This is a genomic window from Pedobacter sp. 01T416_2 (assembly GCF_056398925.1).
The window spans coordinates 1-11,048 of sequence record NZ_JBFTQI010000097.1 but is presented as its reverse complement, the minus strand read 5'-3'; the positions used below and the strand labels follow the sequence as shown (position 1 = coordinate 11,048).

Here is an 11,048-nt window from a genome sequence, read left to right as displayed (position 1 = left end):
GCCCAGGCCCAAGCAAAGGCCTGACTTGTGCTTTAGTTAAATCAGCACATTAATCTATCAAAAAAAGCTTAACTAGTTAAGTACTGTAAAAGCACAAGTCAGCTAGCCCACTACCCCAACCGCTAAGACTTGCCCTAGTAATGGACTTGTGAAAGCCAGTAGAGCCATGTTTACAATTTGAATCTAAGTAAAGAAACGGCTTCATCCCAAGACACTTCAGGTAATTCAGTTAACGCTAAAGGAATTTGGTCTTGAAATTTAAATTTACAAATCGTCTTCCATCCTTTAGGAATACCATCAAAAGGTTTTAAATATTGTTGCGTTACATTTGTTAATTTAATTTCACCTTCATAGACAATTTGATTATTCATATTTTCGATTCGATGAAAAATAGTCCCTAATGGAATCTCATATTCTGAATAGAGACAATAAACAATAACTTCTAACTTGCTTAATATATTAAACTTTAAGGCCTCTCTTAGTAAAGAAAAGTCCGATGATGGAAATCTTCCTGTAATGATAATATTTTCTTTTCTCATTATTCTATTGTGCAATTTTAGAAGCCTGCTTATAAAATTCGTTTATTTGCGCCCCATTTAATCTAGGAGAATTCTTCAGAGCTTCTTGTAAAGCTTCTGGGGAGCCGATTCTAGATGGCAACTTAATCCCCATGCCGTTTAAAATCCTACTACTTTCTTCAGCAGTAATCGTTATACCAGCTCTTTTAGTAAATTCAACTGGTCTTATTCCTAAGGGCACTTCTTTTTCTAAAGACTGAAAAACGTTACCTTCCAATACAGAAACGCCCTGCAAATTTTTTAGCGAGGCTATCTGTAAAATCCCCTTTCCATGTTCTTTCCCATTGATTGCAAAAATAGTTGACACCACAGGATCTGAACTTGTAGGTGTTATAGAGTGCTGTTGAAGTACTCGGTTACCTTCATATCCTTCACTAGTCCCTCTAAATAGATAATTGATTTCTTCCTTAACAGGGCCTCTGAAAACATTTATACTGGTACCAATGATTTTACTAAGCCCCCAACCAAACAATGATTGTCCTATATTATTCCATGATTCTTTATTCTGTTGGGCCCTACCTTCTGATGTTTTTGCCTGATTATGATCAAATGCACTAAAAAATTGCGAACCTGTTATAAGTTGTGTTAAACGTCCCTTTGTATAAAATGCATCGAAAACTAAAATTGCCGCCATTGCTTGAGCATTAGCACTTTCCGTAATTCTCTGCGCTTCTTTATAATCGCCTCTTTTTAAAGCGGCATCGCGTCGGCTGGCTACTCCATTAATATATGTATTAAGATATTCTAAACCGTCCATATCTACCCCATCAATCGGCCTGTTGCTTGCAAATTGATAAGGTGTCAATTCGGGATATTTAGAAGTTATCGGGTCCACGCTCAAAAACTTCCCAATCCTCGGGTCATAGATCCGCATCCCGTAATCCTGCTGGTTGCCCGTTCCCTTTACCTCGTTATCGTTCTCCTTGCCGTTAAAACCATAACGGTAGGCCTGTGCGCCTGGGTTTGTAAAATCGCGGCCGTTCATCTGCCCGCCAAAGGCATAATAATCGTTACTGTTAATTACATCAGGCTCGTAAGTACTACCGKTTTGCAAGCGGTTATCGCTCACTACSGCCATTACGTTACCCARGTGGTTACTTAACTCAAAGAACTTAAGGCCATAGCTGTTCCAAATACTGCTGCCATTGGCTGTAGCTAAATTAAGGYTTGGTTTCCACATTCCCAAACGGCTGCTRCCATACAGTTGTTGCTCGCGCCAGTTGCTGGTATTGCCGGTATTATCGTACACAGCCAAACTGTTACCCTGGGCATCGCGTACATAATAAGTGGTAATGCCATTGTACAACTTRCTTACCCGGTTGCCCGAWGGATCRTAAGTATAGTTGATGCCACCGCTATTTTTGYTGATGCTTTTGATTTTACCATAAACACTCCAATCAATGTTGCTGATGCCTTCGGCAGCATCGGTTTTTAAGTTACCTATTTCATCATAGGTATAACTATTGTTGCCWATATCGTTTCCATTGGTTACCCCTACMGCATCAKTTACGGCAGCCAAACGGTTGTTCAATAGTTTACCTGCGCCATCGCGGTTATACACATAACCCARATTATCCATGGTACTTCCGCCCTGGTTATTGCGCTGCAGGKTTARAATATTACCGTTACCATCGTAACCAAAGCTTTCTTTAAATTTATCGTTGGCACTGCCRAAGTTCCAGTTACCYRTACCAATATCGTGCTGGTTTACATTTTTAATGCGGTTAAGCTGATCGTAACCGTAACTATAACCCACTGTTGCATCGTTGTTTATTTTGGCWATGCTGTAGGTACTGTTGCTAATGTTTCCATTAAATAATGGCCGGCCAGTAAGATCGCCATTTGTTCCCACATACGTATGGGCAAAAGCGCCATTGCCTCCAATAGGGCTATAATCGCCATTATAATAACCCAGGCTATAGGCCAAGGCATCTTTTGCAATGGTGGCATTTTGGGGCTGTGCRGCATCGCCTCCCATTTCGATAGTTGGATCTAATTTTGTTCCRTTTACRCCTTTTAGCCAGCCTTGTAAGGTATAGGCATAATCTAAGCCCTGAACCTTTTCGGTATTACGACCAAGTTCCATCCTGGCCAGCGGACCATGCAGGTAGTACTGGTAGCTGGCATCCATGCGGCGGCTAGGATCGGTTAAGGTGCTACCGAAGCCATAATTTACCACATTGGCCTGGGTACTGCTCCATGCCGAGGTTAAACGGTTATCGGCATCGTATTTATATTGGTAATAAAAGGCATCGTTCTGGCCGTGCTGGTAGGCTAGAAAATTAACTTTGCCACTAATTAAATCGTATTCGTAATTTAAAGTTTTTAGTCCAAGCCCGTTAATCTGTTGATATAGTGTTTTTACATTGCCGCTTACGTCGTAATCATAATAAGTTGCATTAATGGCAAATGTCCCCGTTGTTTCGCGGTATACACTGGCCGATACCCGTTTACGCTGATTATTCTGGCTTAGGTTGGTTAATACCCCGTTATCACTTATTAATCCATCATAATAGGTTTTGGTAATCTGTGTATTACTGCCCAGGTTTAAAAAATTACGGTAAAAAGTATTGTCTACATAAGCAGGTTCGGCTAAGCCGCTGCTTGCCGTATTTTTCTGCCCCACTTCTCTTATCCTGCCCAATGCATCGTAATCGGTATAACTAAAATTGTTACCAGCGGCCTGTTTTGCATTTTGAGAAATGACCAGGCGGCTTAAATAATCGTACCAGAACTTACTGGTACCCGCATCAGGCGTGTATTGTTTTACCACCTGATTGGTTGCATTATAGGCATAAGTAGTGGTTAACTTATGTAGCGGATAGGTTCCGTTAAACTGGGTTTCTAAAGTACTGTTTTCGGCAATGGTAGTGGGGCCGCCTGCCGCTGGTATATTAAAGCGGTACCAGGCAAGGGCAGTACCATCGGCCACGGCAAAACAAGGGCTTTCGGCATTGGCTGTAATTTCGCCTGCTGCCATTAAACGTCCCGAATAAATCCTAAAGTGTTTTAAATTGGTAAAGTTACGCGGCATGTTTATCGGGTTACTGGAAATGGTCCAGCCGCAACCAGCAGATGGAGCACCTGCAACAGGTGCATAGGCTTTTCCGTTTACCCAGATCTGTAAAGCCCCCTGCGCGAGGTCTGTGCCTTGTACCACCACATGTGTCCAAGGTGATAGTGGTAAAATATCGCTTACATTGGCTGTAACATGGTTACTTAATACTATGCTAACATTATCCGCCGCAGTTTGGTTTAAGGTGAAAACATCTACATTAACCAGGTTGCCGTTTACACAGGCCTGCAGCATGTATTTCATATCGGGTGTAGCGGCAACAAACTGTTTGCCCCCATCCGCATCGGTATGCAGCCACATTTCTACGGCCGTATTGCCATGCCCCTGTAAAGTATTGCTAAGGGTTTGTAAAGCGGTATTCTGATCAGCTTCGCTCACCGGACCATTGTAATTACAATCTTCGGGCTGTGCTTTCCTGCCCCGTTGTACCAGTTCTACTTCGTTATCGGTTAAAAGCGTTACCCCTTCTGGTGGCACCGTACGGATCAGGTTACCTGCCAGATCGTAATAATACAGTGTATAATGGTAAGTTTGCTGCAATGCCTTTAATGTTACATTGGCTTTTGCAGCCGCGCAGGTATTGATATAGGCATTAACAAATTTTCTTTTTTCTTCGTTAATATAAGTTGTGTATTGCTCATGCCCAATTCCATAAGCCTGATCGATCAATGCTTTTACACAGGCCATAGGATCGATAGGTGCAGCAACATAAGGCGGCTCGTTACATAACAAATCGCGGCTACTGCTGGCATAAACCTCGTAATCGTGATAAGATAAAAAGAAACCAAATTTCTGATTTAAATAATTACTAAAGATGGTTTCGTAATTTGCAGATGAAGGACTTAAAGCATTGCTGAACGCAGTATTTAAACCTGATACTGCTGAGTTATAGGTATTTCTATCTATACAGCCAGTTGCTGCTCCATCTAAGAAAACCGGAAGTTTAATATCGTAATCCAATAAATGTTTACAATTGGTGCAACCTTTTATCAAAGTATTCAGCTCCGCTTCGGTTAAGGTCATGGCCGTTCCGTATTGCGCTACAAGGGTATTGTAAAAACCAGAAGTACCATAACCCGGGAGGTTGCCTAATTTATTACAAATGGCATCTGTTGTTGCAGAAATGGAGATTTGGGTAGGTTGCTGTTTAACCTCATATGGATACGGCGAATCGATTAACCATGGGTTAAGCAGGTCGGTAAAAGTGGTAAAACCTAAGGGCTCTAAAGTGTATTTAATTACATCGCCAAAGTTGGTAGCAGCATGCCCATTTATCATAATGCTCTGTTCAGCAGGTAAACTGCTTGCACCAAAAGGATGTGCTAAATCGCCTCCATTTATACATAAGGCAATTAAGTTGTTTTTTAATTCTTCTATTTTTGCAGTATAATTACCTGCTTCGAGGCCTTTTCTTAGGCGTTGTATCCAACCTTCGGCATTACCTGTACATGAAGTATTGATCTGGCTGGTTAAAGCCGCATTCTGCACTGCTATATACTCTGCTTCGGTTAAACCTGTTTTGGGCGCTGTAATATCGGGATCGAACCTACTTGTTTTTTCCGCGTAAATGGCAGGACAATTAGCTGGGTTCGGTGCAGGTGTRCAAAAGGTAGCACCGGTAATTGTATTTTGGTTTAAATATACTTTTTGGAAGGGCTCACAATTTATTTCTTGTATATAATAAGTCGCATCGTAAAAATATGTCGCAGCGTTCTGTCCGTTAGGAATATTTATAGTAACAGACTCATTTGCACTTGAGAAAAAGTGATCAACACGGAAGTTTACATTTACCTGTACATCCATATGGAAGGTAACCGGATTACCATTTTGATCGACCAGTTCAACAGTTGTTTTCCTTGGATTGTGAAAATAATATCCATAACAATCTATATACTTTGAAATAATACCATCGTAGTTGACGTTATCGCTTATTCTTGCACAAACGGTAACCGTGTTTGAAACACGCATGGCGCTTTCAGTTTGCAAAGCACTGCTTTTCATTGCCATCGACGGTGTAGAAACCGGCGCTGGTTGATATTTAGCTACCCAAACATTTCTGTATACCCTGTAACTTCCCTTCTCATTCTGTACGGCGAAATAAGGTTTAAATTCATATTCGCCAAACTGCTTTAGTGTATCTGATACAGCACTAATATTATTGCTTTTTCTGGCGGCACTTTTATTGGTTTCATTAGGTGCTACTTTACTAACACTATAGATGTTATTGCTGTCGAAATCGGCTAAAACCTGCTGTTCGGCCGAATTGTTTGCCATTAACTGCTGGGTAACTTCACAGGGCGTTTGCTCAAGGTTATTGGTGGTATTTGCTTCAACTGCTTTAAAAAGTGCAGTGGGCTGCTGATCACATGGATTACCGCCGCCACCACCACCGCCGCCGCTACCTCCAATATAAGTATTGCAGATACTTACCCAAACATTGTTAAATACATAGCTATTGCCACCGTAATATACAGTATAGCAATTGTAAAAATTCAAATCGCTGTTATACAAACCTCCGTTACAACCTACTTGAGGTGAATTGGATTCATCATAACCTTCATAAAAACTATAGTCGTAACGATACGGCGAAGAAATAGCATAATACTGGTTTCCGCCATAACTACCATCAGCTACCAAACTGTATTCAACGCCGCAACCAACAGGTATGCTTTCAACACAAGTTGTTTCCCATACATTGGTGTATCTCATTGGTTCACCACCCGGCATTCTTACCTCTATGCAAGCATAAAACTGTCTGCTGCTTAAATTGTTACAACTAATTGTAGGTGGAGAGCCGATATAACCTGAGGTGTAGGTATAAGTAATTTGCTGGTTATTGATGTAATCATAAACTCTATAACTATTAAGAGAGAGCTGTTGAGTAGAGCCCAGGAGCATCCTTGTAGAGCAGTCGTCACCGTTATTAGTATAATTATAATCGGAAGCTACCGGTTTCCCAATTGGACAAGTAACAGAAGGATCGCAGGTCTCGATATTTCTAAGTATCTCTATATATTTTGCTTTAAGTTCAAGATAGTAATCACGATAAAACTGCCATTCTCGGTTTTCTACTCTACACGCATCGTTAGGATTACAGGTATTCCAGTTCTGTGCCGTTGTATTAACCCCAAGATTGGTTGTACCGGTTGTATCTGAGCAGTAAAGTACAAAATCAATAAAAGCATAGATATTTTTAACGGCAACATCCGCTCGGCCTGTTTTTACCACACTAAAATTGGTGAGATCGAACTCCATACTACTTTTGTACGAGCTATGGGCAGGATCCGTAAAAAAAGGATCGGAATTGAGCAACCAGTTTATCGCATTACCGCGGTGATAACCAATTGCCGCAGCGGTTTCTATCTCCTTTAAACTATCATCCCATCTTTTCTCACCAGAGTGATTGATACAAAACTGCAATTTGCAATATTCAGGATGAAAACGTAAAAACTGTGCTGCCCATTCGGGTTTCCAGTACCTCACCAGATCGGATAAGCTAAATGACGCATCATAAGGAGAGCTGATGCTACCATCTTCCCTGGTCACCGCATTATCCGTGTATAAAGTTTCAGTATTGCCCAAATTACCATCAAATGCACCGTGTTTAAAATAAAGCTGCAACACATTGGTAGCCGTTTCCAAAAGATTACCTGATTGATCAACCATGGCATATTGCCCCCCTGGCGAAACATCCAATAACATAGGATTCTGGTACTCATCACAAGGAGAAGTGTTTCCGCAACCAGCTTCAAGCGCAGCAACCTTGGTCAGAAGATCATCATAAGTGCCAGAAATAAAATCCTGATAAGGAGCCGAGGTTTCGCCCAGTTGATTGAGCTTATCGATAAACATTGTAGTAAAGTCTGTTTTACTGCCCAGTTTTGCCCTTGCTGTTTTACAGTCAGAAAAGCAATCCTGAAAACGGCTCTCGGTCAGATATTTCAATACAAAATCAGACTGTTTCTTAATGTGCAGTCCTTCTTGTCCTTTTCTAACATATTCATCAGTAAAATAATTGATAACCCGTTCGCTGAGGTTAAAATTAAAAGTGATATAATATTCGCCTATTTGGTTAAAAGCTGTTTCTATGGTACTAGCGTAAATGCCAGCATCATCACAGTTTGAAGTTTCTGAGCCTATTTTAACGGGAGAAGCTGTACTATACACAATCACGTTGCAATTATCGCGTATAGTAATACCCAGTTCATAATAACAATTGCTGCAAGGCTTAAAAGCAGTACCAGGATATTCTGAAATCAATTTTTCAATATCATACTTTAAGGTAACCGGACCTGTTACTGATGCGGTGTAGGTTGTTGTTGCATTTAAGCTTAAACGACTGGCATCAAAACTAAACTGTTCAGGTTTTAATATCTTCATGCTGATCTCCCGGGCATCAGGTTTATTATCTAAACCCGAAACATTGCCAGGTGTATTGCCCGTTAATGCTGTTGCGATGGTTTTACCACTTGCATTAAGGTAGCTGATACCGATCTGCCCATTAGGGTCGACCACCATGTTTTTAAGATAATGCTCGGCAAAACCTACATCATTACCAAACAATCTATCCAGTTCCCACTGCTCTGGTTTCGAATAAAAATACTGGGTAGTATGTTTTTCGGAAGTTCCTGGCTGAAAGGTATAACCAACACCGCCCTGCAATTTTATACGTCCGGTATTATCAGGTGTATATTGTGTTACTGATAAAGGGTAACCACCGGCATCTGGAATATACTGATTAAAGGATGTTAGGTTTTTAAACTGGTTTTGCGGAGAGTAATATTGTGATGCTCCTGATGCTACATTTAAGGCCCCGGGTAAAGGTTCGCAGGTGGCAGCATTTAAGTCGGCATAGCTATATGGAACATTATTTGCATTTCTGTTAAAAGATGGAAAATAATGTAAGGCTTGGTTGGTTGTACTTTCTCTAACAGGAGCAGGTAAAATACTGGCAGCAGCGCGTCCAAACTGATCGTAAACATTTTCCTGTACTACCGCTACATCATCACTATTATTAAGGGTTACGGTTTGGCGTCCTCTTAGCGATCCATCAAAATAACTTACTACTTCTTTCTTTTTACCTTCTTCGGCATAAGTGGCAGAATATTGCCAGTTTAAATTTTCCTGATGCCAGCTTGGCTCCCATACTGCATAAGTATTGTTATCTTCCTGTTTATAAAACCAGTCTCCAGTATTTCTAAGTCCATCTGCCGTGTATTGCACCTGTCGCATCCTTACCAGGATATATTTGGCATTATACAATAACGAAATGGCATAGTTTTGTTCGTGCGTAGTTATTCTAGTGGCATTGTTTCTAAATATTGCAGCAATATCATCATTTGAATATGTCCCACTATTAATTTTTAGGGCATCTGCAATGACTTCCCATTCCGATCCACTGTCAATACCCACCCATTCTATATCGTATTCTTCTGCACCTGGTATTAAAGACCAGCTCAGCTTTAATTGATTATCCTGAACACTTCCATTACTTAACCGTTGTACTCCATGTGTTTTCGACACATCTCCTTGCTGACCATTAATACCCAAAAAAAGATAGGGTTTAAAAGCATATTTACGATCGATATTGATCATGCTGCTTAACTGCAATATTGGCGGCAATTGAGCACCAAATTCAGGGCTATTTATCGAAATAACATAAACTTTTACATAATAACCATTCTGAAAGCTATAAGTATCAATGCCCTTATAAACCGCTCCGGTTTTTTTATCGTAATTTACCTTAAGTTCTACGTCTTCGATTTTGGTTGCTTCTATTTGTTCTGGTGAACTAAAATATTCGACCCTGATTTTTAAGCTGCAGCTAAAAGACTGGCTAATGGCCTCTTCATCTAAAACCTGTAAGTTAATGGAATTTTTAACCGAAATATTTGTAATATCAGCCCAGTTAAACGATGTGTTTTTAAATTTTTCATCTTTTACCAATAACGAGTCGCCTACCTTAATGCTGCCCTTTAAGAAGTTTTGATAGGGTTCTACCGCTGCAAATGCATATTGTTGCAGCAATACCAATAAAGAAACCACAAAAATAAAACGGAGCGTTTTTAACATAACTGTAAATTATTTCTTAATAAAATCTTGTTTTAATTAGGCGCAATTACCTAATTATCCTCGTTTACTTCAGTTTGAAACAATACGCTGCAGTGCATATTAACATCCCAAAAACTGCTTTTTTTTGAACAGGTCAGCCTATTGGCCCACCTCTATCACCTCGTAACCACTATAAGCATTAACAGCCTTAAATCCTTTGCCTGTTTTTGTTACCATTCTTTCAATAGAAAGCATAGCATCCTCATTGATATTACTGTTTTTTGAATATTTCATTGAAATGGTTTTATCCATTTTAGGATTTAATGGATCATCCAGATTGCTTAGTCTAATCAGAACTTCAGTTGGTTTGAATGTTTCACTGTTAAAAGTAATACTGTATTCTTTACAGGTAACATGATGAGGATTAATCAATGCTATTTTCCGCAGTCCTTCAGGTGCTGGCATTTCGACAACATTATATCTTTCTTCCCGTAAATGTTCTACCAGTTTTTCCAATTGCGGAAACATCAACTGAGGGGCAATACGCTTATGAGATGAAATCATAATCTTTTTCTGTAGCCCATCTGTTTGCACGCAATAAGATCTGGTATTCAGCATTTCTACCAAATTCAGCTTATAATAAAAGTTACTGTCTCTCTTTACAAAACAATAAGCCGCATTGTTAACATTTACTGAGCTATCATTACCGTCATGAACACTTAATGTTCCTGAAATAAAAAGTCGATCAGCGTTAAAATCAATTGCTCTACCAGCCTGGGTAAATAGTTTTAGTTTTACGGTATCAATACTTATAGTTTCAACTGTATCTTTCACGTTTACCGTTTTTACAGTTGTTTTATTCGCAATCATTTTAGCACTGGAGTAGGCCACAACCAATAGGGCTAATATGCCAACTGATAAAAAGAATATTTTTTTATGTAGTGTTTTCATATTATAGGTTCTTTTTTCTGTACGATGAACGGTTTTCCTTAATGGTAGCAATACCTCTTTCCGTTTCCTTCTTCACACGCACTAATGATCCTTCATCATCATATTCGTAAAAGGTTGCAAAAGCATTTTCATCAAGTTCGGCCATCAGTTTAAAATTACGGCTGTCGTAGGCATACGATTTTAAATGAGCATCTTTGGGATGGATCCTGATGTCATCAATATAAATTCCATCATAATTAGCTTTTAACAGGAAGTCCATTTTATGATATCCGCTAACTTGTGTCCTTATCCTGCCTTCCAATAATTTCCATCCTTCTACAACGGCTTTATAGTTTAATTCAACCGGATAGCTATAACCATAATTAGGAACCTGGTAATAGGCACTTATGTTA

The 11,048-nt window shown here is 39.8% G+C and carries 4 protein-coding genes; all 4 read right to left on the bottom strand.

Annotation, left to right across the window (positions count from 1 at the left end):
• Positions 1-170: 170 nt before the first annotated feature.
• On the bottom strand, positions 171-539 hold the full coding sequence (locus AC1DPQ_RS06335) for a hypothetical protein (protein WP_477585139.1): 369 nt from the start codon (positions 537-539) through the stop codon (positions 171-173).
• Positions 540-543: 4 nt separating this feature from the next.
• Positions 544-9,726, bottom strand: coding sequence for an RHS repeat-associated core domain-containing protein (locus AC1DPQ_RS06330; protein ID WP_477608444.1), 9,183 nt, complete (start codon positions 9,724-9,726; stop codon positions 544-546).
• A 138-nt stretch (positions 9,727-9,864) separates the two neighbouring features.
• Entirely contained in the window at positions 9,865-10,656 is a 792-nt protein-coding gene (locus tag AC1DPQ_RS06325; RefSeq protein ID WP_477579082.1) for a hypothetical protein, read from the bottom strand.
• Between the two features lies 1 nt (position 10,657).
• Positions 10,658-11,048 (bottom strand): hypothetical protein (locus AC1DPQ_RS06320; RefSeq protein WP_477608442.1); only part of this gene is annotated, 391 nt, incomplete at its 5' end.